We start from the raw sequence: 25442 nt of genomic DNA, 5'->3' as shown, positions 1-25442 counted from the left end.
ACAGTGGTCATAGTCCGATCCCTCTGTCGTTCCTCTTTTGCTGGCTTTGCTGCTGCGCTCCATCATGCGCGCGACTGTCGGCGGCGATCTCACGCGTGAGCTTCGCACCGTCACGCCGCACCTGGCCGACGGTGAGGTCAGGGCCCGGGGCATGCGCGGTGTCGGTCTGCATCTGCTCCCAGGCGGTGGTTATCACCTGCTGGCCCTTAGCGTCGAGCACGCGGTGCGGCTTACCCGTCTCGTCGTAGTCGACCTTGCGCACCGGATACCGCTTCAGAGCGTCGCGTGACTTCGTCGTGTAGTCATCGACGACGAGCTGCGCGGCCTGCGCGGGTGTGAGGTCGGCGGCCTCACGGACCGCCTCGGCCGCCGCCGCTCGGTCCGCCCGCGCCTGCTCCACCATCGCACTGGTCTCACTCTCGGCATCACGCACACCGGCCGCATGACCGTCCCGGTAACCGTCAGCGCGGGCTTGCTCGGCCAGCCGACGGCCCTCGGCGCGTCCCTCGGCACGACCTTCGTCGACAGCCGCCGCGCGGGCACGCGGGATCTCGGCCTCACGCTGGTCCAGGTCGGCCTCACGCTGGTCCAGCGCGGCCGTCCGGGCGACCGCGGCGGCGTCGATCTCCGCTTCCCGGTCCTCGAGCGCCACCCGACTGGCAGCGGCTTCCTCCGTCAAGGCCGTCTCGCGCTGGTCCAGGGCGGCCCGCTCCTCAGCGGTCGCCCGCTTGGCGGCACGTTTGAAGTTCGCCAGCGGCGCCCCCTTCTCCGCGAACCCCTGCGCGTCCCGCGGGGTGATGCGCTCGAAGGCCGCCTCGTAACCGTGCTCCCGCAGCGCCGCGCGCAGGCGGTCGTGCTTGGCGACGTACGCCTGCCGCGCGGCGCTGCGGGTCGGCTTCTTCGTGCCGGTCGTGAACAACTTGGCGTTCAGTTCCGCCGTGCCGTCGGCGCGCTCGGCCAACGGCATGCAGAAGGCCGACACATGCGGGCTCGTCTCGTCCCAGTGCTCGCTCACGCAGAGCACGTTGCTCGCGCCGTACTGATCGACCAGGTCGGCGTACCAGACGTCGTAGAGCTCCTGGATCTCGGTACGCTTTTCAGCCGTAATCTCCTTGCTCGATCCGGTCCACTCCGGATCGAGCTGAAAAAGTTCCTCGACGGCCACCACGGTGTCCTTGCTCATGGCCACCGGCACCTTCTCGCCGGCGTTGGGCATCGGCACCTTCCGGCGCCGGTAGACGGGCTGGCCCTTCTTGTCCAGCACCGCGACGCCCGCATCGTCGACCTCGGGGATCTTCTGGCCGTTCTCGTCCTTCTCGACCACCATCCGGAACTCAGGCACCGTCCGGTACCGCTGCACCCGCTCCAGCGAGTCGTTCAGATGCTCGAACACCGAGTCGACGTCGGTGATGCGCTCCTTGACGAGCGAGCCGTCCTCGGCCACCGCCAGACGGAAGCTGAAGTTCGCCGACGTCATCGCAGGGTCGATCAACTCGTTGCTGTGCGCGCGGTACAAGCCCTGCTGTTCCTCGACGTCGCGCAGGATGTGTCGGATGCGCGGGACGGCCGTCGACCGGGTGCAGCCCTCCCACCGCGCCGAGGTGCTCCAGCCGGCGGCAGTCGCGCTCACGGCCACGGCCAGCTCCCTTCGGTCGCAGCGGGAGCGGAGCTCCCGCCGGAGGTTCGTTACCCCCACTGTATCGCAGCTGAGACTGGTGTGGGGGTAACTCACTACCCTTACATCCTCGCTTCGCTCCGGTGTAAGGGGTTCGCCCCTGCGGGGGGCAGAGCATCTGCGAGGGGCATGGACACACCCACTCCTTTACGTTGGAGTACGTCCGGGGCGGTTGCCTCGGACGCTTGTCCGCGGTTCGGGGCGTGGCTCGACAATCACCTGTCGTCGCTGGTGGCTTGGCGTGGAAGGTCACCCCGGATCGTGACGGGTCGTTTCGGCCGCTGATTGAGATGTGTTCGCGAACTTGTCGCTGTGTAAAGGTGTGCCGGCGAAACCACCCTGACGAGCCAACCGCACACGGAAGGGTAGTATGGACGAAAAGGTTTGGGTAGGAATCGATGTCGGTCGGCATGCGCACCACGCCGCCGCGGTCGACGAGACGGGAACAGTGCTGTGGTCTCGGCGGCTTCCCAACGATCAGCCTGCTATCGAAGCGCTGGTGGACCGGGTCGCTGGTGTCGAGACGGTGGTGTGGGCGATCGACATGACCGCGCCGGAGTCGGCATTGTTGCGGGGTGTGCTGGCTGTACGGCGCCAGCACACCCGATATGTGCCCGGTCGTGTCGTTCACAGCATGACCGGTGCGTTTGCCGGCGAAGGCAAGACCGATGCCCGCGACGCGGTCGTGATCGCCCAGACGGCCCGCCTACGTGGCGATCTCACGACGATCTCGGTGCCCGACGATGTCGCGATCGAACTTGACCTGCTGACCGGCCAGCGCAGCGACCTCATCACCGAACGTACGCGCGGAATCAACCGCCTACGCGGCCTGCTGACTCGCATCTTCCCTGGTCTGGAACGATGTTTCGACTACTCGACACTGACCGGTCTGGCGTTCCTCACCCGCTTCGCCACGCCATCTGCGATCGCTGCGGTCTCAGACGACGAGATCTACGACCACCTCCGCGGGCACGGCGTCCGCCGACCGACCATTCCGAAGATGATCAACAAGGCGCGCGCCGCGGCTGCCTCGCAGACGATAGCCCTGCCTGGCGAGGCGACCACAGCACTGCTGGTGCGACAGGCGGCGGCCTCCCTGATGGCGCTTACTCGCCAGATCGCCGAGCTGGACAAGCAGATCACCGAAGTGTTCCGCCGACACCCTCACGCGCAGATTCTCGAATCCGTACCTGGCATCGGCGCCCGAAGCGGCGCCGAGCTCATCGCGATCACCGGTGGCGACCTCGCCTCGTTCGGCTCAGCCGCCAAACTCGCCGCCTACGCTGGACTTGCTCCGGTACCGCACGACTCCGGAAATCGGCGTGGAAACGTGCGTAGACCCCAGCGCTACCATCGAGGTCTGCGAAAGGTGTTCTACATGGCAGCACTCAACAGCTCGCAACGCGACGGGCCCTCTCGCGAGTTCTACCAGCGCAAACGATGCGAGGGGCGCTCGCATGTCCATGCCCTCATCGCTCTCGCAAGACGTCTGGTTGACGTGGTCTGGGCACTGATCCGCGACGGTAGGGTGTGGTTGCTGCGCCCGACCGTCGAGCGGGTGTCAGTCGATGAGGTAGGCGCGATGGCTGGATGACTGGCTGAGCCGGTCAGATCCGGTACGTGTGCGTACTAGCGGGACGCTGGATGCGTGGCGGTTCGGGTACTCGGCCACCAGCTTGCTCTGCCGACAAGTGTGGCGATGGTCGGCACAACGATGGTGCGAACGATGAAGGTGTCGAGCAGCAGGCCGATGCCGATGATGAGTCCGACCTGGGTCATGATCGAGATGGTGCCGGCCATGAGTCCGAACATGCTGGCAGCGAAGATGAGTCCGGCCGAGGTGATGACTGATCCGGTGTTGGTGACGGTTCGCAGGACGCCGATGCGGATGTTGTTTTGGGATTCTTCGCGTAGGCGAGAGATAAGAAGCATGTTGTAGTCGGCGCCGACCGCGACGAGGACTATGAAGGCCAGTAGTGGTACGGGCCAGGCGATATCGGTTTTGAGAATGTGTTGAAAGATCAGGACTCCGATACCCAGTGCCGCGGTGTAGTTGAGAATGACGGTGCCCAGAAGGTATAGCGGCGCGATGAGTGCTCGGAGTAGGAGGATCAGGATCAGACCGACGATGGTGAGGGTGGCCAACGCTAGGAGTCGAAAGTCCTCGGTGAGTAGACGTTTCAGATCGGCGTTGATGGCGGGGAACCCGGCTATCGCGATGGTGGAGTCCTGCAGGGTTGTGTTCGGTCTGGCGGCGTGTGCGACAGCGGTAATGGTGTCGGCCAGTTGCATGGCCTCGGTGCTGTAGGGGTCGAAGCTGGTCTGTATTGCGTAGCGCACGGTATGGCCGTCGGGCGAGACGAACTGGCGAGCGACGTCGACGAAACGGCGGTCTGCGTTGGCCTGAGGTGGGAGGTAGAAGCCGGTTGCTGAGTCTGTTCCGGCGGTCTCACGGGCGGAGGTTTGTAGCTGTGTGGCTAGCGCGGCCATCCCGGCGAGTTGTTGAAGGTTGCTGTCGATCAGCGCGGACACACCGGCGGCCAGTTGGCGTGATCCCGCCGCGAGTTGACTGATACCTGTTTGCAGTTGGGTGAGCTTGCCGGGAAGGTCTTGGCTATTGATGCTTCCCAGCGTGGATCCCAGGGAGTTGACGGTGGAAGTGAGTTGGTCGGTGACTGTTGCGATCGGTGTATCCAGCTGCGCGAGTTGTGTTGACAGCGTAGTGATCTGGTCGAGGGTCCCGTTACTCAGTACGGCGTCGAGATTGCGGGTCTGCGCGCGCAGAGCTGCGCACTGCGGGACTTGGGTGCACCAGGGCGCATTATCGAGGATGGGCAGGATCGAGGTCACTGTTGCCAGGGCTGCAGATGTTTGGCGGGTGAGGGCGGCCAGCTGTGGGGCATTCTGAGAAGCGCGATCGAGCGCTGGTGCGGAGGCGGCGAGTTGGCGTAGTAGTGGCTGGTACTGCTGAATCTGCTGCTCGGCTGTGCTTGCCTGATCGAGGATGCCGACCAGGGGGGCCAAGTTGGTGCGTACCTGGGTGTCGAGCTGAGTAAGCCCGTCAGCGAGTTGGAATGCGCCTGTACGGAGCTGTTCGAGGTCACCTCGGCGGTCCTGGCCATCGTCGACCGCACCCGCCAACCGGTTCCCGATCTGGCCGTTCTGCCAGGACAACTCGGCTTGCTCGAGCTTGTCCCCGGTGGGACGGGTAACGCCGATGACTCGAGTCACTCCTGGGATCTGGGATACACGTGAGGCCATTTGCTCAAGATCGGCCAGCCCGCTGGCAGTACGGAGATCGACCGGCGCATCTACAACGAGGAACTCGGTGATAGTGACGTCCTGAGGGAAATGACGGTCGAGCAACGCGTAGCCTTCGTTGCTGTCGGTTGTCTCGGGTTGCCCCTCACGATCGTCGAAGGTGATCTGGATGCCCATCGCGAAGCCGCTGAGCACGACCAGCCCGACCAAGGTCAGTGCCAGCAGCGGCACAGGACGCCGCACGACGAGCACGGCGACGCGATTCCAGTACTTCCGCGTCAGATCTCGTCTGGGTGCGCCCCAGCCGAATCGCGCCGCCCACAGCAACACCGGAGGTAGCAGGCTGACCGTGGCGAGGAATCCGATGAGGATTGCGATAGCGCATGCCGGACCCAAGGTGGAGAACACGCTCAGCTGACCAAAGACCATCGCCAAAAAGGCCAGCGCCACCGTGGCAGCTGAAGCCAGGATGACCCGTCCAATGGTTGCTGTCGCGTCCACGAGCGCAACCTCAGTGGTGGCGTCCTGACGCAGCCGTTCGTGATAGCGACTGATGAAGAAGACAGAGTAGTCAACCCCGGCTCCGAGCAGAATGACGGTCATGAACGCGACGGTGAACTGCGACACCGGCATACCGAGCTCGCCGAGCGCGGACAAGACCCCGCGGCCCACGCCGAGGCTGACACCGATCACCAACAACGGCACCAGCGCAGTGAACAGCGATCGGTAAACGATCAACAGAATGATCGCGATAAGCGCCACCGTCGCCACAGTGATCACGACCAAATCGCTTTCAGCACTAACGATCTGATCACCGAAAGTGGCCGTCGGCCCGGTGACGTGAACAGTGGTGCCCGTACCCTCAAACACCCGCTGCGCGGTTTGGCGCACGGTCTCCACAGCATGCGTGGCCGTTGGCCCCCCCAAGGTTCCGGTGACCCCGACAGGCAGGTACCAGGCTTGCCCGTCCTCACTCAAGGCTTGGCCGGCCGTCGTCGGATCGGAGAGCAAATCCCGCACCGACTGCACATCGTCGAAATTCTCGCGTAACTGCAGAACGAGCATGTCGTAGCGCTCCCGCGCCACGTCGGTGAACCCACGCGGGTTCTCCATGGTCACGAAAACAGTGGTCTTGGCGCCCTTCTCACCGAACGCACCACCCATCTGATCGAGTGCTTGAAACGATGGAACCCCAGCAGGGATCGGATCAACAGACTGCTGCCGCACCACCGTCTCCAACTGGGGAAACAGTATCGCCAAGACGACACCCACAGCCACCCACGCCCCGATGACAAGAGATCTGTGCGCCAAGGTGAACCGCGCCAACCGCCCCAACGTCGCGCTGTACTCGCTGCGTTCCACCAACCGGCGCGCCGTCAAGCGCCCACCACTTGGACGTTGGACCACCATACGCAGTACCTCACCCTCGACCCAGGCCGCTTCTGAAACCGGCGGTAGCGTTACGGTACTAGCGGTAGCGTAGATGGGGAAGGAGGTTAGGAGGTTTGGTGCCGCCGGTGGGCCGTGAGGAAGTCGTCGACAAGCTGTTCGAGATCGCCGACTGCCATCGAACGAATGCCCGTGAGCTTGGCAAAGACCAGCGGGCCGGCGAGCTGGGTGACTGCCATGGTCAAATCGAAGTTGTCGAGCTCAGCCGTGGCCACGTCACTCGTCAACACTCGATCGAATGGCTCTCGATACTGCTCGACGACTCGACGACGCAGTGGCGCGAGCGCGTTCTGATCCCCGTCGGGTTGCTCGGGAAGCATTGCCAACCATGCCAGCGTCGTCATCTGTAACGGTGCCTGATCGATAAGTTCAGCCTGCCGGTGCATCAGCTTCAGCAGGTCATCGCGGATCGACGTCGTCGTCGCGGGGGTCTCGGCCTGGGGCAACAACCGCTCGAAGGCAGCCGCCACCAGATCTGTGGAGCTCTCGAAGTGACGATACAAGGTGGTGCGAGCAACACGAGACAGTCGAGTGACCGCCTCCACGGTAACGGCTTCGACCCCGCCACTGTTCAGTAAGGTCACCGCAGCGTCCAACAAACGCTGACGCGACCGAACCCGCCTCGGGTCAACATCGTCGGAATCGATGGTTTCCACCCTGGCCACTCCCTATGAACCAATAATCAAGAACCTCTGACTGCACAACAATACCGTCGGTAACAGAGCGAAACTGCCGGTGGCGGTACCGATTGAAGGCTCAGGAAGGTCACTGATGAGTGGCGACAAGCAACTACCAGCACACGCACCATGGTGCATGGGATGCGGCGAAGATAACCCCAATGGCCTGCACCTCGAGGTATACCTGCACGGCGACCACGTCTATGCCGACCTGCAATTCGACGAGCGCCACTCAGGAGCCCCGGGACTCGCCCACGGCGGAGCCATCTCAGCGGCATGCGACGACATCATGGGTTTCACCCTGTGGATCGCCGAAACACCCGCAGTCACCCGAACCCTCACCGTGGAGTATCGACGCCCGGTCCCACTGCACACCCCCGTGCACATCACCGCCTCCCTCGTCGACGAAACCGACCGCGCGCTCTTCATCGAAGCCAACGGTACCGTCGGCGACACAACCTATTTCGCCGCAGAAGCGGTCTTCGTAAAGGTCGATCTGAGCCATTTTCGTCATCACGGAGACTCGGGCGCCACAGCAGACCTCATCACCCGATTCTTCCAGGCCGACTAGCGACCGCTAGGCACGCCAGCAAACAGAAGAGTCGCCCCAAAACCATCAGCTGTCTGATCCTTGCGCACCCGCATTGAGATCCACGCTCCACGTCAGAACACCCACCGCCGGATCGCGGACGCCAGAGAGCCCCGGTCGCCGTCGTTGCGACCGGGGCTCTCGGGGCGACGGCGGTTACCGCACGACCTCCAGAGCGCGCGCCTCGTCGCGGCCATACGTCGGGTCGAGTCGCTTCGCAGTCACGATCCACGGCGACACCGTGGATCGTGACCTGCCCACCTCGTCACCGATCCGACGCAGCCCGGCGCCGTCGAGATGCAGCCGCAGTGCCTGCTCCACAGTCGCCGCGCCTGCCGTCGTTCCGACCTCCTCCACGACCCGGGCGGCGAGATCAGACAGATCCCGGACACCCTCGACCGGGGTGTTCGACGCTTCAGTCGACGGGGTGTCCGGCTGTCCGATGGACACCTCATCGGGGGTGTCCAGTGAGTGTCCGGCGGCTGGTCGGGCAGCGGTGTCCGGCTGTCCGATGGACACCTCATCGGGGGTGTCCGATGACGGCTCGGAGGACACCTGGACAAGGGTGTCCAGCGACTGTCCGAGCTGCTCAGCGCCGGTGTCCGGTGTCCGGCGAGGCTCATCGGACACCTCGTCCAGCAGGGCGTCCGACGACTGTCCGGCGACCGACTGGACGGGGGTGTCCGGCGCGCCGGTGGACGGGGTGTCCAGACGTTCGCCCGAGACCTGGACGGCAATATCCGACGGGTGTCCGGCACCTGACAGGACGGGGGTGTCCGGCGAGTGTCCGACAGACACGTGGTCAGGAGTCATGGTTGCGGCGTGGTCGGCTCCGGTAGCGTCCTGCCGGATGCGGTCAGCCACGGCCCACAGCGCGATCGTGGCCCCGATGATCGGAAGGTCGATCACCAGTGGCGCGACCATCGACAGGTCGTCACCCACCCCGAGGACGGTGCGGGACGTGTAGACCAGCGCCTCGTAGCTGACGGCGAAGCTGATCACCGCGACGCATCCAGCGAGGACGGTCAGGCCCCACCGCACCGGACCACCGAAGCGCGTGACGGCCAGCATCGTCATCTCGGTCATCATCAGCAGGATCAACGGGAAAATCGCTGTCCCGAGAACTGACCACACCGGGCCCAGTTCACCATCGCCGATGCCGGCGGGATGCGCAGTCTGCCAGGCCGACCACGCGTGCAGCGCGTTGCCCACGACGCTGAGCGCCACGCCGACGACGAGGACGACGAGGTAATACCCGCGCCGATGTTCGGGCTGCCGCTGCCGGTCACTCATGATCACTGCTCCTTCTCGTCGATGCCCGCGTCCCGAGGCAGCGGGGGCGGGGCCTGCTCGCGCAGCCAGCTCGCGTAGCACGCGGCCTGGATCGCGAGCAGCTCGCTCAGATAGGCGGTAGCCGTCGCCGGGGTCGGAGCCGGGCGCGCGGCCCGAACTCCCGCCGCCACGCCCTCGAGGTAGGCGGTCGCGTACGGGTCCATGGCAGCGACCACGTCGTGTGGATGTGTGCTCATGTCAGGCGCCCCCTCGGCGCGCATCAGATGGTCCGTCGTCTGATTCCGGTGGGACCGGGCCTCCGTTGCGGGGCAGGTCGTTGGGATCGATGGGGGCGAACATCTGCAGTGCGGGGTAGACGGCGGGGTAGACGGGGTCGGCGGGGTTGGGGTCTGCGATCATCCAGACGACGCGGCGGCCGCGACCGCGCGCGACTTCGGTCACCCACCTGGACGCCACCCATCGGGCCACGCAATCATGAACCCATTCCCGGGCCTGCTGGCGTGGGAGGGCGAGGCCGTCACCCATCCCGGTGAGCACCTCGACCAGCTCGGTCGCACTTACCCCCTCGTGGCCGCTTTCCTCCACCACACGCGCCAGCTCTGCGACGCGTCGACTATCCGGGTCGAGACCCAGCGCATTCTCAGCAGCCGCCAGCGAGGAGGCCGAGGCCGCCGCGTCACGGGCCGAGGTGACCGTGACCGTGTGCGGGGCGCGGGCGCCGTGACCGTGCCGGACGTCGACTCGCCCGAGTGGCATCCCGAGGCCGAAATCGGCCGCCGTCGCCAGATGCGCGCGCAGGGCCCCGTTCCTGTCTTTGACCGCCACCAGATCAGCCGCGGCGATCAGTTCGTCATCGGGGGGACTCTCGACGGCCCGCAGCATCACGACCGAATCGGGCGTGTCGATTTTCGCTGCGGCTCCGCGCGGCCGGGCCGTCGCCTCATGGCCGACGTGATCAATGACGATGACGGCGGTGACTGTGCGGAGGTACTCGACTGTCGCCAGAATCCTGTTGCAGTCGGCGGCGTCGTTCTCGCTCCCGCCCATCGCGGCGATGAGCTTGGCGAAAGAATCGAGCACGAGCAGCCCAGGGGGAGCAGCTTCCAGCCCCTTGAGGATCGCCTGCACCGTCTCCCATGTGCCAGCGCGATTTCGGGCCGCTATTGCGGCCGGATCGACCACATTCACTGCACGTGTGCGGATCTCGGCGTCACTCAGACCGAGCAAGCGCAGTCGCCCGTAGAGGCGCTCGACGCCGTTGCCGTCGAGGTCCATATAGACCGCGCCACCAGCGCTTACGGCGTCCATGCACGCGCGCAGTGCGATCCAGGTCTTACCGACGCCACCGCGACCGGCCAGAAGCGTCAAGCCGCGCTCGGCGACAAGTCCATCCAAGTAAGGGCCGCGCTCAGGCACCGAGCTGGTCAGCGTCGAGAGGTCGATTTCGCCGAGGGCGTCGAGGCCGATGCTGATCGGCTCCACGTCCGGGCGCAGACCGTCGAGAAGCGCCCGTGCCTGCCGCTTCGTCACGTCTGTGACGGCCGCGTTGAGGCCCTGTAGATCGAGTGCGCCTCTGCGCACGGCATCCGCGAACCGCACCAGCGCCTCGGGGCCAAGGGCCCTCAGCTTCGCGGTGAACCGCTCGTCCTCACGACCGGTCGTGGGTGTGCCGTCCGCATCGAGCTCACCGGCGGTCTTCAGTGCCATGACGAGCTCCGCAAGGGCGGTTTCCGTGGTAGGGTCTTCCGTGGTAGGGTCTTCCGTGGTAGGGTCAATAGCAGTTGTCATAATCTGAACGCCTCCCTGCGATGTCAGATCGAGGAAACCCCGGCCGTCCCGCCGGGGTTTTTTCCGTTAGGCGACAAATTGACGCTCGATGTAGGCGCTGACGTCCGATTCGCGCACATAGACCGACCGTCCGATTTTCGTGCTCGGGATCTCGCGAGACCTCAGCAGCTCTCGCCACCGGTCTTTGCCGTACCCCGTCGCGCGCCGGGCGGTCTCACTGAGCACCAGGCCCTCTGGCAGATTCATCTGGTCGGCCCCTTCCGATTGATACCTGTCCGATAACCGGACAATGTGATCCCTAAGCTACCACATACGGCGGTTAGCTGTCGGATAAATTTGGAAGCGGTCGGTATCTGTCGGATTATCCGTCTATGATGGCGGCATGGCAGCGAAAAAGATCGAAATCGACGCGACAGGGCGGACGGTCGCGCTGAACGTCACCATCCTGCGCGCGACGCAGGGGCTCAGCGTCGCCGAGCTCGCCGAGCGCGCGACCGCCGCAGGCCGGCCCCTCACGCGGCAGGCTGTGAGTGAAATCGAGGCCGGTCGGCGGCGCGTCGACGTGGACGACCTGATCGTGCTGGCGCTCAGCTTGGACGTCTCGCCCGCGATGCTGCTCATGCCGCGCGGCACGGATGACATCGACGACGTCGTGGACGTGACAGGTGCCCGCCTGCCGGTCACCAGGGTCTGGGCATGGCTCACCGCCAACGCTGCCCCCGACGGAGGTCCGCCCCGGTCGGTTGCGCGGCCCGGATGGGTGAATCGCTACGAGAAGGAGAAAGAGCAATGACGCGGAGCAAGGGGGAGGGGACCGTCCGGCAGCGACCCAACGGCCGCTACGAAGCCCGGAAATGGGTCGTCTCGGCCGACGGCGTGCGACAGCGCGTCAGCGGCTACGGCGCCAACGCCAAAGAGGCCATCGCTGACCGCGACACGAAGTGCGAAGCGCTCGCCGAGGGCAATCCCATCCGATCGGCGACGGCCACCATCGCGCAGGTGGCGGAGGTCTGGCGGACGACCACCCTGCCCGGTATCGGCACCCAGAACACCCGCGACACCTACGCGTGCCGCTGTCGCGTCCATATCGAGGATCGCCCCCTGGGGCAGATTCGCCTCCGCGACCTCAAGGTAGGCCACGTCGAGCGGTGGCTGAACACCTCGACGGCCGCACCGAGCAGCCGGCGCCAAGATCTCATCATCCTGCGGCACATCCTGGATATGGCCCTGCGGGACAAGCTGATCGGCTCGAATCCGGCCAAGGCCGTCAAACTCCCCGTCGTGGAACGCGGTGATGCCGAGCACCTCGACATGGCCACCGTCGAGCGAATCATCGCGTATACCGAGCAGCACAGCCGGTACGGCACCGCCGTGCGGCTGCTGGCCACCACCGGGATGCGTCGAGGCGAGTGCCTCGCGCTGCGCTGGCGGGACGTCGACATGCGCACGGGCGAGATCGCCGTGCGCGGCACTGTGGTGGGCAGCGGCCAAGCACTGCGCCGTCAGCCCTATCCGAAGGGCAAGCGGTCGAGGCGGTTCACCGTGCCGCCGCAGATGATCGCCGAACTGCGCAAGCAGCGGGCGCGGCAGAAGCAGGACAGACTGGCGGCGGTGGTGTGGCTCGACACCGATGATCTGGTGTTCGCTACCGCAGCGGGGACACCCGTCGACGGACGCAACCTCCTACGGATCGTGCAGAGCGCGGCCAAGCGCTGCGGGGTCACCCAGCGCGTCGGCGTGCACACGCTGCGTCATAGCGTTGCCACCCACCTGCTTTACACGGCCAAGACACCCGCGGACGTCGTGCAGCGGCTGCTCGGTCACAAGGATGTGCAGACGACGTTGGAGGTCTACGGCCATCCGAGTTCCCTCGACGTGGGGGAGGCGGTGTCGAATATAAGTTCGACCTTGTTGGGGGTAGATACCCCCGGATCTACCCCCGAACTATCCGACGACCATCAGAAAACTGCAGGTGACTAGCCGCCATGACCATCACTGAGCAGGCTTGTTCTCGCAGCATCTGGACGCTTTCCGTCATCATTCACCACTGACGTCTATTACTGGGGGTCAAGTGGTCGCAGGTTCAAATCCTGTCAGCCCGACGCTGTGAAACCCCTTCCGACAAGCGTCGGAAGGGGTTTTTTCGATTCCGGGACCAACGGTTGGCGACCAACCGGGTTGCGGTTGCCCAGAGGCGCAGATACCGCTCGGGTGGGGAACCGCAAGGCCACACCGCTAAATGCCCCACCATCGTGACGGTCGCGGGGGGTCACTGCACGCTGACCCGCCCGCCGTCGACGTGCCACCGCGTATCGATACGCACCTTCTCGAGCATCCGACGGTCGTGGGTGACCAGGAGCAGCGCGCCGTCGAACGACTCGAGTGCCGCTTCAAGCTGTTCGATCGCCGGCAGGTCGAGATGGTTGGTCGGTTCGTCGAGCACGAGTACGTTGACTCCGCGCGCCTGAAGCAGCGCCAACGCCGCGCGTGTGCGCTCGCCCGGTGACAGGTCGCCGATGGCGCGGTCGACGTGGTCGGCGCGGAGGCCAAACTTCGCCAGCAGTGTTCGCACCTGCTCGGTCGAATAGTCGCCGACGAGTTGCTCGAACCGGTCGGCCAGCTGTTGTGAACCGGTGAATTGTCCACGCGCCTGATCGATGTGGCCGATCGCCACACTTGCGCCGAGACTGGCCGTGCCCTCGTCGGGCGTCACGGACCCGGTGAGTAGGCGCAGGAGCGTCGATTTTCCGGCTCCGTTGGGTCCGGTGATGCCGATCCGCTCGCCGGCGTTGACCTGGAGCGAAACCGGCCCGAGGGTGAAGGCTCCCTGTCGCACGACGGCGTTGGCGACGGTGGCGACCACCGAGCTCGATCGCGGCGCCGATCCGATGGTGAATTCCAGCACCCACTCCTTGCGAGGCTCGGCGACTTCGTCGAGTCGAGCGATCCGACTCTCCATCTGCCGCACCTTCTGTGCCTGCTTCTCGCTGGACTCGCTGGCCGCGCGGCGTCGAATCTTGTCGTTGTCGGGAGCCTTGCGCATCGCATTGCGCACACCCTGACTCGACCACTCTCGTTGAGTGCGCGCCCGCGCCACGAGGTCGGCCTTCTTCTCGGCGAACTCCTCGTACTCTTCGCGGCGATGGCGCCGCGCGACCTCGCGCTCCTCCAGAAAGCTCTCGTAGCCGCCGTTGTAGACCGTGTTGGTGTGTTGGGCGAGGTCGAGTTCGATAACGCGAGTCACGCAGCGCGCCATGAACTCTCGGTCGTGACTCACCAGCACTACGCCACCGCGCATGCCGCTGACGACTTCTTCGAGTCGCGCGAGGCCATCGAGATCGAGGTCGTTCGTGGGTTCGTCGAGGAGCACGACGTCGAAACGTGAACACAGCAGCGCGGCCAACCCCACGCGAGCGGCCTGGCCTCCCGACAGTCCGGTCATGAGCGCGTCTTCGGGAGGAGTGTTGCCGGTTCGTAGGCCGACGTCGGCGAGTACGGCCGGCAGTCGCTCGTCGAGATCGGCGGCACCGGTGGCCAGCCAGTGGTCGAGCGCCGCCGAATACACATCGGCCGGATCATCCTCTGCGCCCGACGCCGGCGCCTCGTCGGCCAGTGCTGCCGCTGCTAGCTCCATGGCCTCGCTGGCCGCAGCGCAGCCCGTTCGTCGAGCAACGTACTGGGCGACCGTCTCACCCGGCACGCGCTCGTGCTCCTGTGGCAGCCACCCGACGAAGGCGTCGGCCGGCGCGCGCGTGACAGTGCCCTCGAGCGGAGCGAGGCTGCCCGACAGGACCGCCAGCAACGTCGATTTGCCCGCGCCGTTGGCGCGAACAACTCCGACAACGTCGCCCGGCGCGACCGTCAGATCGAGATGATCGAACAGCACACGATGGGCGTAGCCGCCGGCGATGTCCTTGGCGACGAGTGATGCGGTCATTGCTATATCGTCGCACTCACGTCGTTGCGACATGCTCGCCGAGTCCGGCCGTGGTGTGCAGGCGGTATCGTTTCTTGATGCCAAGCACCCAGGTCGAAGTTCGTCGGACGTACGCCCCAGAGACCGAGGCGGCGATTCTGGACGCGGTTCACGACTCCTTGGTCGCAGCGTTCGCGATCCCCGTCGAAGACAAACACGTGAGACTTGTTGTGCACGAGCCTCATCGCTTCGCGGTACCGCCGACCCTGTCGTCTCCGGAGGCGTACACCCTCGTTGTCGTCGACTGCTTTGCCGGCCGGAGCGTCGACGCCAAACGTGCTCTCTACCGAGAGGTTTCACGACGACTGGGCGTGCTCGGCATCCCGGCCGACCACATCACGGTCATCGTTCGCGATATCGAGATGGCAAATTGGGGTATTCGAGGCGGGCAGGCCGCCTGCGATGTGGACTTGGGTTTCGACGTCAACGTGTGAGTGAAGCGCACGCTCGCCGCGACGCACGCGCGTGAGAAGACATCGTCGACTCATGTCCGTTATGGGAGAATCAACCGATGCGCAGACTCGTCTACTACGTGGCAACGACGCTCGACGGATTCATCGCTGGACCCGACGGTGGTGACCCTTCCGGGGCCGACTTCTTCCCGATCACCGACGACGTTGTGCAGTTCATCGTCGAGAACTATCCCGAGACGCTACCGGACCCGGTGCGCACAGCGCTCGGAATCGACGGTGCGGGAACAGTTTTCGACACGGTCGTCGAGGGGCGTGGATCGTACGAACTCGGTCTTGCCGCGGGTATCCCCGACGCGTACCCACATCTTCGTCACCTGGTGTTCTCGACGACTCTTCCAGGGAGCAACTCTGGAGCCGTGGAGATCGTGCGAGACGAACCCGCCGAGACAGTGCGCGAACTCAAACGCGAAGAGGGACTCGACATTTGGCTCGTCGGCGGCGGAACGCTGGCACATGCGTTGCTTCCCGAGATCGACAGGTTGGTGCTCAAAGTGAACCCGTCGATCATCGGCAGTGGGGTGCCGTTGTTCAACGGGCCGTTCGCGCCGACCCTGTTCACCCCGGTGGACGAGACAGATCTCCCCGGCGGTGTACGGGTGCTCACCTACGACCGCCGCTGACGCCGGCCCCGGCCGTCGGGCCGGGCGGTCGGTGAGAGAGTGGGAGTATGCATGTTGATCGAGTGGTTCCCAATCTCACCGTCTCGGATCTCCACCAGGCCGTTGCTGAGCACTCTGCGATCCTCGGCCTGCGCGTCCTCATGGATCACGGATGGATCGTCACTCTGGGAGACGACGACGGGCATCAGCTCAGCGTCATGACCTCCGACGCGTCCGCGCCGGTCAACCCCGACGTCTCGATCTTCGTCGACGACGTCCGAGAAGCGCTCGCCCAGGCGCATGCCGCGGGAGTGGAGATCGTGCACCCGCTGACCGACGAACCGTGGGGCGTCACACGATTCTTCTACCGGGCATCCGACGGTCGCGTGATCAACGTCGGCACCCACACGCAATGAACGACGGCGGGGCCGCGTCCCACAACCGGCCTGACCCTTTCACGGTTGTGTCATTCAACGTCAACGGGATTCGAGCAGCGCGACGTCGAGGATTCGACGCGTGGTTGGCAGAACGAAGCCCCGACGTCGTGGCGCTTCAGGAACTGCGCTCTCCGGCAACGGAAGTCGGCAGTTTTCCCGGCTACTCGATCGCGCTCGACGTCGGATCGATTGCCGGACGTAACGGCGTGGCAATTCTGACCAAGACACCACCGACCGCAGTGCGGACCTGGCTGACCGATCCGCCGAAAGCACGCGGACTCAACGAATTCGCCACGCACGGAAGGTACATCGAAGTCGACCTCGCCGACCGACCGGTCACTGTCGGGTGCCTCTACCTGCCGAAGGGCGGACTGCCCGCGCATCGTCAACGAACAGGAGCCATGCGCGACGCCCCCGACGGTGGGGCGAAGTACGACCGAAAGCAACGATTCCTGAGTGCATTCGCTCGTGAGCTGAACCGAAATCGCCTGTCGGCCCAACGTGACGGTCGGGAGTTTCTGCTCGTCGGGGATCTGAACATCGCCCATACCGAACACGACGTGACCAACTGGCGCGCTGCCCGGTCGATGGACGGCTTCCTGCCCGAAGACCGCGCCTGGTTCGATTCGGTTTTGGGTTCGCGTCGACTCGTCGACGTGGTCCGGCGTGTCCATGGTGATCGACCCGGACCGCTGACCTGGTGGAGCTGGGCGGGGGAGTCGTTCGCCAAGGACGTCGGCTGGCGCGTCGACCATCAGCTCGCCACGCCAGGTCTGGCTCGCCGCGCCGTGTCGGTGACAGTGGACAAAGAACCATCGCCGGCGCAGCGATTGTCAGACCACGCGCCGCTCGTGGTGACCTATCGCTAGCGACGACCTTTTCAACTGGTGGACGGCCGCCAGCGAGGTGCGCAGGTTTACTCGTGACGCCGTCGACGCGAACGCCGCGACGGCCACCGAGAGCGCGAGCATGATCGGGTATTGGGTGACGAGCTGATCCGCCGACCAGTAGTTGCAGAGCTGAAACGCTGACAGCAGCGCCACAGGCAATGTGGCGAGTCCGAGGACCAGCGCAATACCCAGTGCCACTTCGAGCAGCGGGACGCCAACGCCGAAGGCAGTCGGAACATGTCCGACGACGTCGCGGGTGAACGCGCGGTAGAAGCCGGGTACTCGCTCGTTGCTTGCTGCACTCTGCACGACGAGAAGAATGTCGGCCCGCCCGAAACCGGCGTGATACTTGACGATCCCTTCGTGCAGCCAGAGCGCGCCGAGTGCCACGCGTGCGAGGGTGGCGGAGACAACTGTTGCCACCCTCGCACTGCGCGCGACGCGTGAATCCGTTGTCGTCACTTCATCAGCTCTGCGGCACCGAATACGGCTTTTGCCTTGTCGCAGTGCACCACCACGTCCGAGTAGGCGGCAGCATCGACGCCGGTGGGCACCTCGAAGGACTGAGAAGCCTTGTCGTAGGCGACTTTACCGAGTGCGACTCCGTTGCTGACGTCTGATTCCGAGGTGCCCTTGGCCAGGTAGAGATGCAGATCGGGACCTTCGTCGGACGAGAAGCCTGACAATTCCACCTTTCCCGCCGTGAGAGTCGCTGTGCCCGACACCTTTTTGTCGTTGAGTCCCGCGAACGCTCCGTGTGCTGCAGCTGTCGAGCTCATGGGGGCCATCGACGTCTCGGCCGATGCGGACATCGGGGCCGCCGAGGTCGTCGTCGCAGATGTGCTCTGATCGCTGCATCCGGCGATGGCGCCGACGACTACAAAGGCTGCGAAGGCGCTGGCGATGAAGGTCTTGATCCGCATGTGTTTCTCCTGACGTGGTGGATGTGCCGACTCGGCACGACAGGAATTACAGCAATCACAGCGGGTGCGACCGGCGATGATTTCAGCGCGGTAAGCCCAGATTTCAGCACCGTAATAATTCTCGCCGGGCGACAAGCCACTTGGCGGTTACGCTCGACTGATGCAGCAAGGGGCACGAGTGATGGTCGTCGAGGACGACCCGGCGGTCCGAACCGTCGTCGCCGATCACCTTCGTGCTGCGGGGTGCGACGTCGCGATGCACGCCGATGGGGAGAAGGCGTGGGTTGCGCTCAGCGCGGAGATGCCCGATCTCCTGATTCTGGATCGCATGATCCCCCTGATCGACGGCGACGAATTGTGTCGTCGAGTGCGCGCAGTGTCTGAGGTACCGATCATCATGTTGACGGCGCTCGATGGACCCGACCATCGAATAGCCGGACTCGAGCGAGGCGCCGACGATTATCTCGGGAAGCCATTCGCGTTGCGGGAGTTGCAGCTTCGAGTGAACTCGTTGCTGCGCCGTAGCGCCAACACCAGTGCGCCGTTGACATTCACGGCGGGGCTGTTCCGCGTCGATCCCGCTCATCGCAGAGTGTGGGTCGACGGTAAGGAGATCGCGTTGACGGCCCGCGAGTACGAACTCCTGCTCTATCTGGTGCGCACTCCGGATCGGGTTGTCAGCCGGGAGGAGATCCTGCGCGAAGTGTGGCAGTGGGCCTTTGGCGACGCATCGACGGTGACAGTTCACGTGCGACGGTTGCGCGAGAAGATCGAACCCGAGCCGCGCTTTCCGCGCTTTCTGCACACCGAGTGGGGCGCTGGATACCGATTCACCGCACGGGGCGAATGATGTTGGGCCCGTATGAAGTCCTGCTGATCGCGGGCACCACGTTCGCGGCGACCGCGCTGGTGACCATCCTTACGGTGCTGGTCCTCAGGCTCACGCCGCACAGCGGTATTGCTGTACGATGCGCTGTCGTCCTCGCGGGATCGTTGGTGTCGATCGTGGTGTCCACCCTGGCGGTTGCCGCGGAGATGTATCTGTCCGGGCACGACGTCGTCGTGCTCGCGTATGTCATCGGAATCTCGGCGCTGATGAGCATGATCGCCGGCTGGGCGGTGACGGGGCGCGCCATTCGATCGCCGGTTGAGGCGCTTGTCGCCGATGCCCGCCGGGTCGGCGACGGTGACGTTGTTACCGCGTCGCTCACCGGATGGCGCGAATTCGACGAGGTGTCAGCGGAATTGGCCGAGACATCGCGACGCCTGGCAGACGCCCGCGCACAGATTGCCGAACTGGACGCGGCGCGACGGCAGTTCTTCGCCTGGATCTCGCATGATCTCCGAACACCTCTAGCCGGAATGAGGGCGATGGCGGAGGCACTCGAGGATGGCACGGCAGCCGAGCCGGGACTCTACATCGCGACGATCCGCACGAAGGTCGACACAATCAACAAAATGGTCGACGACCTGTTCCAGCTGTCCAAGCTTCAGACCGGTTCATTGGAGCTGTGCTGCGAGCCCGTCGTCCTACGCGATCTCGTCAGCGACGCCGTGGCGGACGTTCAGGCGATCGCGGCCGGTCGAGGTATACGCATCGTCGACGACGGAATTGACGGGCACGTCGTCTGGGCGGATCCCCGCGAGATCACGCGCGCGATCGGCAACCTGCTGAGCAACGCCGTACGGCATGCGCCGGATGAGAGCACGATCACCGTCCGTGCAGTCGGAGACGACGCGATGCTCGTCCTGAGCGTCGTCGATCAGGGCGAGGGAGTGTCGTCGGAAGACCTCGGTTCGATCTTCGACATCGGATGGCGCGCGGACACCGCGCGCACGTCTGACCGCGACGACTCCGCGAGGACCGGGGCCGGTCTGGGCCTCGCGATTGTGCGAGGCATCGTCGAAGCGCACGGTGGCACCATTCGGGCGCAACGCACGGCCGCCGGCTTTCAACTGGATCTCGAACTGCCGACCGCCGCAGCCGGGTGACCGCGTATCGAGTTGACTGGGCATCGAGTCGACTGGGCATCATGGAGGGTATGCAGGTCACCACGCAGGCACAGTTGCGGGAGATCGTCGGGCATCCGGCAGAGATCATCGCGAACAAAGCCATGCCGCAGTTGCTGTCGGCGCACGTCGAATGGCTCGCCGCGACACCGATGATCTTCCTGGCCACATCGGACGCGTCGGGCCGCGTGGATGTATCACCCAAGGGCGATCCCGCGGGCAAGGTGGTTCACGTCATCGACGAACACACCATCGCGATCCCCGAGCGCCCAGGTAATCGGCGCGTGGACGGCTACGAGAACATCCTCACCAATCCGCACGTCGGCGCGATCGCGGTGATCCCGGGGCGTGGCGACACGTTGCGGGTCAACGGATCGGCCCGCATCGTCGACGATGGTCCGTACTTCGATCAGCTCGCGGTCCGCGGCAAGCGACCCATCCTCGCCGTCGAGGTCGACGTCGAGGAGGTGTTCTTCCACTGCTCCAAGGCATTCATGCGGTCCGAACTCTGGAAGCCCGAGACGTGGGACCCCACCAGGGTGCCGAGCACCGCGAAGCTCGCCAAGCAGGTGATGGCGGGCCTCGACGACATTCCGGACGAGGAGTTCGGCGACGAAGCGTACCGACCGTGGCTCTACTAAGCTGAGCGCTCGTACGGCGTCTTCTCGCCAGCGGTGACCTCGACATCGAGGTGATTGCCAGCGGGCGGCAGCGGGCACGTGGCGAAGTCGATGAACGCGCACGGCAGATTGGTCGCGCGATTGAAGTCGAGCACCACACGTCCGCCGTTGCGCAGCACCTCGTCGGCAGCCTCGACGGCCAGGCTTCGATTCGCCGCATACGTGGTGATTCCCGAGGTGGCATCTGTGAACAGAACGCTCAGCCCGCCCTGCTTGCCGTTGAAGGCAATGAGTCGACGCTGCTGCCCGTCGTGGTCAAAGACCAGCTCACCGGGGGAGACGTACACGTGGGCCAAGCCCTCCGCGACGGCGCCGACGGTCACCGGCCGCGGCTGGTCGTACGGCTCGAACCGCGCTTCGACGACCCACGCGGGATCGGCGTCATATGCCGGAACGCCACGAAAATTGCGCACCGTGGGCGCGTTCTCGTCGTGCACGCGGATCAGGTAGCCGTCGCCGCGGCGTGCGACCTCGATGTGCACGTCGTCGATGTCCACGACCTCACCCGGGCCGGTCGGTTCGAGGTCGAAATCGCGGGTGTCGAAGAACCCGCCGTCGCCTGGTCGAAGGTGGGCGGTCGGGCCGTCGAACCACCAGGTTCCCGGCAGCCCCTCGAAACGCGACGGTTCCGTGTCGAGCCATTCGAGGCGGTTGATCGACAGCCATCCAAGGGGAGCGGCGAGGTCACGCTCGCGAATGGTGTGCCACTGCTGCCATTCGTCGGCGAAGTCGCCGTCGGCTGGTGTCGTCGAGGTGGACAGTGCTCCGGTCATTCGGTGCTCCCTGAGTCGTCGCGGATGTGACTTCTTCTGCAACGTCGACGACGTCCCAACCATGGCCATTCGCGTTCGCTGGGCGCAACCCTTGACGCCGGGTTCGATCGCTCTGGGCTCACGTTGACGGCGTGCGGGTCAGCCCTCGAGCGCGTCCACGAAAGCGCCCTGCCACACCGTGTCGAACGGGGTGTGCCCCGACACGCGGCCGTTGATGCCTGCCGTGGTGAATTCCTTGGCGAATGCGACAGCCTCACCGATCTCGGCGCCCTTCGCCAACTCGGCCGTGATGGCGGCGGCGAGCGTGCATCCGGCCCCGGAGACCCGCTCGGACCCGACTTTCGGCGCGGCCAGCACGGTCACGTCCGTGCCGTCGAACAGCACGTCGACGGCGTCGTCGCCGGGAAGTTCGACGCCGCCCTTCGTGATGACGTACTTCGGACCGAGATCGGCGATTCGACGCGCGGCCTCAGCGAGATCCTCGACGCTGGTGATCTCGTCCATGCCGGACAGGATCTGCGCCTCGAAGAGATTCGGGGTGACCACCGTCGCGAGCGGAATGATCTTCTCGCGCAACGCGGTATCGGTGTCGAGTGCAGCGCCAGGCTCTTGGCCCTTGCAGATGAGGACGGGATCGACGACGACGTGACGCCAGTCCCGGGCGGCGAGCGCGTCGGCGACGACGTCGATGGTCGCGGGCGTGCCGAGCATGCCCACCTTCACGACGTCGAGATCATGGGTGGCGGTTGCCGCTTCGATCTGGTCGGCGATGACGTCCGGTTCGACGGGTACGAACCGGTGCGCCCACCCGTTCTTCGGATCGAACGAGACGATGCAGGTGATGGTGCCGACTCCGTAGACACCCAACTCCTGGAAGGTCTTCAGATCGACTTGAATCCCGGCGCCGCCAGTCGCTTCCGAACCGGCGATGACATATGCAAAATCAACCACACATCAAGCCTACGACTCCGCAGATCGCGGCCTGAAGTCGCCTTTCACGAGAGCGACGCCGTCTGCCGATCGGCCTACGTCTGAGCCGAGCACAGTCTCGCTTGTCGGTGGTCGACGTCATGATGATTCGCACATGCCGCGCTTGTTGCATCCGTGCTTGTTGCATCCGTGTCGCACGTTGCAGCCGCGGCGAAAGTTTCATCTTGACGAAGGACCAGTCATGACACGCTCGACCAGATCTACCGCTTGTATCGCAGTGCCCCTTGCTGCTGTCGTCATCGTTCTCGGTGTCGGAGGGTGCAAGGAAGGCAAGGTTGCTTCGGCAAGCACCGCCACCGTCACCGAGATCGCGACGGTGACACCGACGACCACGACGGTTACCGCGACCGCGGCGCCCGAGGCCACCGAGACCGAGATGACCACAGACATACGGCGACAGCCGTCACAGATGCTGATGTCACCGAACCGACAGCCACCGAGCCAGCAATCACCGAACCGACAGTCACTGGTCCAACAACGGTCGCTGCGCCGGCCGACGAGACCGGGTCCACTGGGTCGTCGTCGGGACAGCGCAACGCTCTCTCGAAGGCCCACTCATATCTCGAGATCTCAGGCTTCAGCTACACCGAATTGATCGAGCAACTCGAGTACGAGGGATTCTCGAATTCCGACGCAACATACGCGGCCGACCACTGCGGGGCCGACTGGACCGCACAAGCGGTACGAAAGGGTAAGTCGTATCTCGAGATCAGTGCATTCAGCCACTCCGGGCTGGTTGAACAGCTCGAGTACGACGGCTTCACAGCCGCACAGGCCGAGGCGGGCGCGACCGGTGCGGGAGTGTGACCGTCACCTGAACGCCCGACGATCAAGCCGGCCGATCAGGCGATCCACACCGTCTTGATGTTGCAGAACTCGTGCATGCCGTGGGACGTCAGTTCGCGGCCGTTGCCTGATCGCTTGATCCCGCCGAATCCCAGTTCGGGATATGAGGTGGTCATGCCGTTGATGAACACCTGGCCCGATTCGATCCGGTCGATGAACTGATCCTGTTCGGCCTCGTCGGTGGTCCAGGCGTTTCCGCCGAGGCCGAAGGTGGTGTCGTTGGCGATCGCAATCGCCTCGTCGATGTTCTCGACGCGGTACAGCGCTGCCACCGGACCGAACGCTTCGGCGGAGTAGATCTCCATCTCGTCGGTGATGTCGGCGAGGATCGTCGGTTCGTAGAACCATCCGGGCCGCTCGACTCGGCTGCCCCCGATGAGTACCTTCGCGCCTTTGCTCACCGCGTCGTCGACGAGTTCTTCGAGATCGGTGCGCCCCTGTTCGGTGGCGAGCGGTCCGACGTCGGTGGCTTCGTCGGTGGGATCTCCGATGACGAGGCCGCGGAATCCCTCGGTGAAAGCGTCGACGAACTGGTCGTATACGTCGGCGTGGATGATGAATCGCTTTGCGGCGATACAGGATTGGCCGTTGTTCTGCACTCGTGCCGTGACGGCGGTCTTCGCGGCCGCCGCGATGTCGGCGCTGGGCATGACGATGAAGGGGTCGCTCCCTCCGAGTTCGAGCACGGTGTGCTTGACCTCGTCTCCCGCGATCGCGGCCACCGACCGACCCGCGGGTTCGCTTCCGGTCAAAGTCGCCGCGGCGACCCGCGGATCGCGCAGGATCGACTCGATCATTCCCGAACCGATCAGGAGCGTCTGGAAGCAGCCCTCCGGAAAACCGGCCCGATGCAGGACGTCTTCGAGATACAGGGCCGATTGCGGAACATTGGAGGCGTGCTTGAGGATGCCGACGTTGCCTGCCATCAGCGCGGGCGCAGCGAACCGCACCGCCTGCCAGAGGGGGAAGTTCCAGGGCATGATCGCCAGTACGACGCCGAGTGGTTGATAGCGCATATATGCGCGACTGGCGCCAACAGCTTTGGCGTCGGCCTGCTCGTCGGCGAGCATGGCGGCGCCGTGGTCGGCGTAGTAGCGAAAGCCCTTCGCGCACTTCAGTGTTTCTGCCTTGGCCGAGGCGAGGGTCTTGCCCATCTCCTCGGTCATCATGGCTGCGACGCCGTCGGCTTCGGCTTCGAGTAGGTCGGCGGTGGCACGCAGCCAGGTCGCCCGCTGCTCGAACGACGTGGTGCGATAGCTCGCGAATCCACTGACCGCTCGGTCGAGCGCCTCGTCGACTTGGTCTTCTGTCAGGGAATCGAACTCCCGAACGATCTCTCCGGTCGCCGGGTTGGTGGTGGCAATGGCCATGTCGATGGTCCTTCCGCGTCGGGTCCCCTCTCATGCCTACCACTCGTGATCGAAACGTTGCGTCGATGCGGAATCAGCGCGGCGCGGAGGGCGTTGTGCGACCCATGAGCGAACAACCGGAATTGAGCCCGAGCGACTGGGTACGTGATCAGACCAAGAAGATCCTCGAGCAGGGGACAACCGACGGTGTGCTGGTTGCCGATCGTCCCGTCGTGCTGTTTACCACGACGGGTGCCAAGTCGGGGAAGAAGCGCTACACACCATTGATGCGCGTCGAGGAGAACGGCAAGTACGCCATGGTCGCGTCGAAGGGCGGGGCTCCAGAACATCCGGCGTGGTACTTCAACGTCAAGGCGAATCCGCAGATCACAGCCCAGGACGGCGACAAGGTGTACGAGCTCACCGCCCGCGAGGTCGAGGGCGATGAGCGTGAGCACTGGTGGGAGCTCGCGGTGGCCGCGTACCCGCCCTACGCCGAATACCAGACCAAGACCGATCGTCAGATCCCGGTGTTCGTGCTCGAGTGACGATATCGGCAGCTCCCGCGGGGTGAAGACGAAACGCGGTGGTGAAGGCAGTACGCGCATCCACCGCGTCAGACAGCGACTGCATACCGTCGACAATAAAACCTCAAGGGCACTTCAAGTCCATGAGATGGGATGCAGATCACCCCGCGGGAGCTGCCGATATCGTCACTCGAGCACGAACACCGGGATCTGACGATCGGTCTTGGTCTGGTATTC

The 25442-nt window shown here is 64.8% G+C and carries 26 protein-coding genes; 13 read left to right on the top strand and 13 right to left on the bottom strand.

The genetic code is table 11. The features are described from left to right. Window positions 1-7: 7 nt before the first annotated feature. On the bottom strand, window positions 8-1636 hold the full coding sequence (locus tag A5777_RS15690) for a plasmid recombination protein (protein ID WP_064863347.1): 1629 nt from the start codon (window positions 1634-1636) through the stop codon (window positions 8-10). A gap of 409 nt (window positions 1637-2045) precedes the next feature. Here A5777_RS15690 and A5777_RS15685 point away from each other — a divergent pair, with 409 nt between their 5' ends. Then, entirely contained in the window at window positions 2046-3269 is a 1224-nt protein-coding gene (locus tag A5777_RS15685) for an IS110 family transposase (RefSeq protein ID WP_064863346.1), read from the top strand. A 35-nt stretch (window positions 3270-3304) separates the two neighbouring features. Here the strand turns inward: A5777_RS15685 and A5777_RS15680 are convergent, their stop codons facing one another. Both A5777_RS15680 and A5777_RS15675 read right to left on the bottom strand, forming a co-directional pair. Further along, window positions 3305-6346 carry an MMPL/RND family transporter gene (locus A5777_RS15680; RefSeq protein WP_064863345.1) on the bottom strand — a complete coding sequence of 1014 codons (3042 nt, stop codon included), beginning with the start codon at window positions 6344-6346 and terminating at the stop codon, window positions 3305-3307. An 86-nt stretch (window positions 6347-6432) separates the two neighbouring features. Next, the gene (locus tag A5777_RS15675) at window positions 6433-7041 is read right to left on the bottom strand and encodes a TetR/AcrR family transcriptional regulator (RefSeq protein WP_064863344.1); all 609 of its coding nucleotides are present in this window, start codon (window positions 7039-7041) and stop codon (window positions 6433-6435) included. 115 nt (window positions 7042-7156) lie between these two features. Between A5777_RS15675 and A5777_RS15670 the strand changes: the two genes are divergently transcribed. Beyond that, window positions 7157-7633 carry a PaaI family thioesterase gene (locus A5777_RS15670; RefSeq protein ID WP_064863343.1) on the top strand — a complete coding sequence of 159 codons (477 nt, stop codon included), beginning with the start codon at window positions 7157-7159 and terminating at the stop codon, window positions 7631-7633. Window positions 7634-7807: 174 nt separating this feature from the next. On the opposite strand, the gene A5777_RS15665 is transcribed toward A5777_RS15670, so the two are convergent. From A5777_RS15665 to A5777_RS25840, 4 genes are all read right to left on the bottom strand, one after another. Then, a complete protein-coding gene (locus tag A5777_RS15665; protein ID WP_156529396.1) occupies window positions 7808-8944 on the bottom strand; it encodes a helix-turn-helix domain-containing protein in 1137 nt (378 codons plus the stop codon). A 2-nt stretch (window positions 8945-8946) separates the two neighbouring features. After that, complete coding sequence (locus A5777_RS15660) at window positions 8947-9180, bottom strand: hypothetical protein (protein ID WP_156529395.1); 234 nt, start codon at window positions 9178-9180, stop codon at window positions 8947-8949. 1 nt (window position 9181) lies between these two features. Further along, complete coding sequence (locus A5777_RS15655; protein ID WP_064863340.1) at window positions 9182-10651, bottom strand: AAA family ATPase; 1470 nt, start codon at window positions 10649-10651, stop codon at window positions 9182-9184. Window positions 10652-10798: 147 nt separating this feature from the next. Beyond that, the gene (locus A5777_RS25840) at window positions 10799-10978 is read right to left on the bottom strand and encodes a helix-turn-helix domain-containing protein (protein WP_064863339.1); all 180 of its coding nucleotides are present in this window, start codon (window positions 10976-10978) and stop codon (window positions 10799-10801) included. A gap of 136 nt (window positions 10979-11114) precedes the next feature. On the opposite strand from A5777_RS25840, the gene A5777_RS15645 reads away from it, so the two are divergent. Both A5777_RS15645 and A5777_RS15640 read left to right on the top strand, forming a co-directional pair. Then, window positions 11115-11525: a helix-turn-helix domain-containing protein gene (locus tag A5777_RS15645; protein ID WP_064863338.1), complete on the top strand. Its 411-nt coding sequence runs from the start codon at window positions 11115-11117 to the stop codon at window positions 11523-11525. Further along, window positions 11522-12712, top strand: a complete 1191-nt coding sequence (locus A5777_RS15640) for a tyrosine-type recombinase/integrase (protein ID WP_064863337.1) — start codon at window positions 11522-11524, stop codon at window positions 12710-12712. The genes A5777_RS15645 and A5777_RS15640 overlap by 4 nt, the downstream gene beginning before the upstream one ends. A gap of 289 nt (window positions 12713-13001) precedes the next feature. Here the strand turns inward: A5777_RS15640 and A5777_RS15635 are convergent, their stop codons facing one another. Beyond that, complete coding sequence (locus tag A5777_RS15635) at window positions 13002-14669, bottom strand: ABC-F family ATP-binding cassette domain-containing protein (RefSeq protein WP_064863336.1); 1668 nt, start codon at window positions 14667-14669, stop codon at window positions 13002-13004. Window positions 14670-14746: 77 nt separating this feature from the next. Between A5777_RS15635 and A5777_RS15630 the strand changes: the two genes are divergently transcribed. The 4 genes from A5777_RS15630 (at window position 14747) to A5777_RS15615 (ending at window position 17086) form a co-directional block, all read left to right on the top strand. After that, window positions 14747-15142, top strand: coding sequence for a tautomerase family protein (locus A5777_RS15630; RefSeq protein WP_005206945.1), 396 nt, complete (start codon window positions 14747-14749; stop codon window positions 15140-15142). A 77-nt stretch (window positions 15143-15219) separates the two neighbouring features. Continuing rightward, entirely contained in the window at window positions 15220-15801 is a 582-nt protein-coding gene (locus A5777_RS15625; RefSeq protein WP_005206944.1) for a dihydrofolate reductase family protein, read from the top strand. A gap of 47 nt (window positions 15802-15848) precedes the next feature. Then, a complete protein-coding gene (locus A5777_RS15620) occupies window positions 15849-16196 on the top strand; it encodes a VOC family protein (protein WP_039856015.1) in 348 nt (115 codons plus the stop codon). Then, window positions 16193-17086 (top strand): exodeoxyribonuclease III, encoded by an 894-nt coding sequence (locus tag A5777_RS15615; protein WP_064863335.1) that lies wholly within the window; start codon window positions 16193-16195, stop codon window positions 17084-17086. Before A5777_RS15620 ends, A5777_RS15615 begins: the two co-directional genes overlap by 4 nt. On the opposite strand, the gene A5777_RS15610 is transcribed toward A5777_RS15615, so the two are convergent. Both A5777_RS15610 and A5777_RS15605 read right to left on the bottom strand, forming a co-directional pair. Continuing rightward, window positions 17051-17530 (bottom strand): DoxX family membrane protein, encoded by a 480-nt coding sequence (locus A5777_RS15610; RefSeq protein WP_156527465.1) that lies wholly within the window; start codon window positions 17528-17530, stop codon window positions 17051-17053. The two genes, A5777_RS15615 and A5777_RS15610, sit on opposite strands and share 36 nt — an antisense overlap. A gap of 35 nt (window positions 17531-17565) precedes the next feature. After that, window positions 17566-18030, bottom strand: a complete 465-nt coding sequence (locus A5777_RS15605) for a DM13 domain-containing protein (RefSeq protein ID WP_005206938.1) — start codon at window positions 18028-18030, stop codon at window positions 17566-17568. Window positions 18031-18190: 160 nt separating this feature from the next. Here A5777_RS15605 and A5777_RS15600 point away from each other — a divergent pair, with 160 nt between their 5' ends. From A5777_RS15600 to A5777_RS15590, 3 genes are read left to right on the top strand one after another with little or no spacing between them, the layout of a single operon-like run. Beyond that, window positions 18191-18880, top strand: a complete 690-nt coding sequence (locus tag A5777_RS15600; protein ID WP_064863333.1) for a response regulator transcription factor — start codon at window positions 18191-18193, stop codon at window positions 18878-18880. Then, entirely contained in the window at window positions 18880-20022 is a 1143-nt protein-coding gene (locus A5777_RS15595) for a sensor histidine kinase (protein ID WP_064863351.1), read from the top strand. The genes A5777_RS15600 and A5777_RS15595 overlap by 1 nt, the downstream gene beginning before the upstream one ends. 50 nt (window positions 20023-20072) lie before the next feature. Then, window positions 20073-20681 carry an MSMEG_1061 family FMN-dependent PPOX-type flavoprotein gene (locus A5777_RS15590; protein ID WP_064863350.1) on the top strand — a complete coding sequence of 203 codons (609 nt, stop codon included), beginning with the start codon at window positions 20073-20075 and terminating at the stop codon, window positions 20679-20681. Here A5777_RS15590 and A5777_RS15585 read toward each other — a convergent pair. Together A5777_RS15585 and thiD are read right to left on the bottom strand one after the other, a co-directional pair. Then, window positions 20678-21493, bottom strand: a complete 816-nt coding sequence (locus A5777_RS15585) for a DUF1684 domain-containing protein (RefSeq protein WP_064863349.1) — start codon at window positions 21491-21493, stop codon at window positions 20678-20680. The two genes, A5777_RS15590 and A5777_RS15585, sit on opposite strands and share 4 nt — an antisense overlap. A 138-nt stretch (window positions 21494-21631) precedes the next feature. Then, complete coding sequence (gene thiD / locus A5777_RS15580; protein WP_064863332.1) at window positions 21632-22444, bottom strand: bifunctional hydroxymethylpyrimidine kinase/phosphomethylpyrimidine kinase; 813 nt, start codon at window positions 22442-22444, stop codon at window positions 21632-21634. A gap of 297 nt (window positions 22445-22741) precedes the next feature. Between thiD and A5777_RS24745 the strand changes: the two genes are divergently transcribed. After that, window positions 22742-23290: an Ltp family lipoprotein gene (locus tag A5777_RS24745; protein ID WP_064863331.1), complete on the top strand. Its 549-nt coding sequence runs from the start codon at window positions 22742-22744 to the stop codon at window positions 23288-23290. 35 nt (window positions 23291-23325) lie between these two features. Here A5777_RS24745 and A5777_RS15570 read toward each other — a convergent pair whose 3' ends face one another. Next, the gene (locus A5777_RS15570; protein WP_064863330.1) at window positions 23326-24699 is read right to left on the bottom strand and encodes an NADP-dependent succinic semialdehyde dehydrogenase; all 1374 of its coding nucleotides are present in this window, start codon (window positions 24697-24699) and stop codon (window positions 23326-23328) included. A 104-nt stretch (window positions 24700-24803) separates the two neighbouring features. On the opposite strand from A5777_RS15570, the gene A5777_RS15565 reads away from it, so the two are divergent. Next, on the top strand, window positions 24804-25226 hold the full coding sequence (locus A5777_RS15565; RefSeq protein WP_064863348.1) for a nitroreductase family deazaflavin-dependent oxidoreductase: 423 nt from the start codon (window positions 24804-24806) through the stop codon (window positions 25224-25226). Window positions 25227-25442 lie beyond the last annotated feature (216 nt).

The organism is Gordonia sp. 852002-10350_SCH5691597, assembly GCF_001665715.1.
Taxonomy (GTDB): domain Bacteria; phylum Actinomycetota; class Actinomycetes; order Mycobacteriales; family Mycobacteriaceae; genus Gordonia; species Gordonia sputi.
Note: the sequence above shows the minus strand (reverse complement) of the source record. Positions and strands in the feature narration are given on the sequence as shown.

Bases quoted from the DNA above. Each gene is read 5' to 3' on its own strand.
- A5777_RS15625 (WP_005206944.1), top strand. From the start codon at position 15,220: ATGCGCAGACTCGTCTACTACGTGGCAACGACGCTCGACGGATTCATC.
- A5777_RS15655 (WP_064863340.1), bottom strand. From the start codon at position 10,651: ATGGCACTGAAGACCGCCGGTGAGCTCGATGCGGACGGCACACCCACG.
- A5777_RS15685 (WP_064863346.1), top strand. From the start codon at position 2,046: ATGGACGAAAAGGTTTGGGTAGGAATCGATGTCGGTCGGCATGCGCAC.
- A5777_RS15640 (WP_064863337.1), top strand. From the start codon at position 11,522: ATGACGCGGAGCAAGGGGGAGGGGACCGTCCGGCAGCGACCCAACGGC.
- A5777_RS15645 (WP_064863338.1), top strand. From the start codon at position 11,115: ATGGCAGCGAAAAAGATCGAAATCGACGCGACAGGGCGGACGGTCGCG.
- A5777_RS15630 (WP_005206945.1), top strand. From the start codon at position 14,747: ATGCCAAGCACCCAGGTCGAAGTTCGTCGGACGTACGCCCCAGAGACC.
- A5777_RS25840 (WP_064863339.1), bottom strand. From the start codon at position 10,978: ATGAATCTGCCAGAGGGCCTGGTGCTCAGTGAGACCGCCCGGCGCGCG.
- A5777_RS15635 (WP_064863336.1), bottom strand. From the start codon at position 14,669: ATGACCGCATCACTCGTCGCCAAGGACATCGCCGGCGGCTACGCCCAT.
- A5777_RS15590 (WP_064863350.1), top strand. From the start codon at position 20,073: ATGCAGGTCACCACGCAGGCACAGTTGCGGGAGATCGTCGGGCATCCG.
- A5777_RS15585 (WP_064863349.1), bottom strand. From the start codon at position 21,493: ATGACCGGAGCACTGTCCACCTCGACGACACCAGCCGACGGCGACTTC.
- A5777_RS15600 (WP_064863333.1), top strand. From the start codon at position 18,191: ATGCAGCAAGGGGCACGAGTGATGGTCGTCGAGGACGACCCGGCGGTC.
- A5777_RS15665 (WP_156529396.1), bottom strand. From the start codon at position 8,944: ATGAGTGACCGGCAGCGGCAGCCCGAACATCGGCGCGGGTATTACCTC.
- A5777_RS15605 (WP_005206938.1), bottom strand. From the start codon at position 18,030: ATGCGGATCAAGACCTTCATCGCCAGCGCCTTCGCAGCCTTTGTAGTC.
- A5777_RS15620 (WP_039856015.1), top strand. From the start codon at position 15,849: ATGCATGTTGATCGAGTGGTTCCCAATCTCACCGTCTCGGATCTCCAC.
- A5777_RS15670 (WP_064863343.1), top strand. From the start codon at position 7,157: ATGAGTGGCGACAAGCAACTACCAGCACACGCACCATGGTGCATGGGA.
- A5777_RS15680 (WP_064863345.1), bottom strand. From the start codon at position 6,346: ATGGTGGTCCAACGTCCAAGTGGTGGGCGCTTGACGGCGCGCCGGTTG.
- A5777_RS15570 (WP_064863330.1), bottom strand. From the start codon at position 24,699: ATGGCCATTGCCACCACCAACCCGGCGACCGGAGAGATCGTTCGGGAG.
- A5777_RS15660 (WP_156529395.1), bottom strand. From the start codon at position 9,180: ATGAGCACACATCCACACGACGTGGTCGCTGCCATGGACCCGTACGCG.
- A5777_RS15595 (WP_064863351.1), top strand. From the start codon at position 18,880: ATGTTGGGCCCGTATGAAGTCCTGCTGATCGCGGGCACCACGTTCGCG.
- A5777_RS15565 (WP_064863348.1), top strand. From the start codon at position 24,804: ATGAGCGAACAACCGGAATTGAGCCCGAGCGACTGGGTACGTGATCAG.
- A5777_RS15615 (WP_064863335.1), top strand. From the start codon at position 16,193: ATGAACGACGGCGGGGCCGCGTCCCACAACCGGCCTGACCCTTTCACG.